We start from the raw sequence: 350 nt of genomic DNA on the forward strand, positions 1-350 counted from the left end.
GTCAGGATGCCCAGCCGGCACCCGGCGGCCGCCAGCGCGCGCAGCAGCGTCACCGCACCCGGCGCGGGCAGCGCGTCCTCGGCCAGCGCGCGCTCATGATCCAGCAACCACGCGCGCTTGGCCTGCGCCGGCGCGTCCGGCAGCGCCGCGATATGGTCGAGGATGTCTTCCTCGGCCGCGATGTGCAGCGCACGGCGGATCGCGGCGAAATCATGCACGGCCACCGTCAGCGTGCCGTCCATGTCGAACACCCAGTGCCGGATCGCGGACAACGCGTGCACTGCGCTGCCCGCCGCCCCCGTCACTGCCACCACTGCGGCATGCGGCTGGCGTCGACGCCACCGGTTTCG

General features: G+C 73.4%; 1 protein-coding gene. It reads right to left on the reverse strand.

Annotated features, from left to right (window positions below; genetic code table 11):
* Nucleotides 1-242: hypothetical protein (locus EN804_RS35375; protein WP_210237388.1), on the reverse strand; the 242-nt coding region annotated here is incomplete at its 3' end.
* Between the last annotated feature and the right edge of the window lie 108 nt (nucleotides 243-350).

This window comes from Mesorhizobium sp. M8A.F.Ca.ET.161.01.1.1 (genome assembly GCF_004792105.1).
GTDB lineage: Bacteria > Pseudomonadota > Alphaproteobacteria > Rhizobiales > Rhizobiaceae > Mesorhizobium.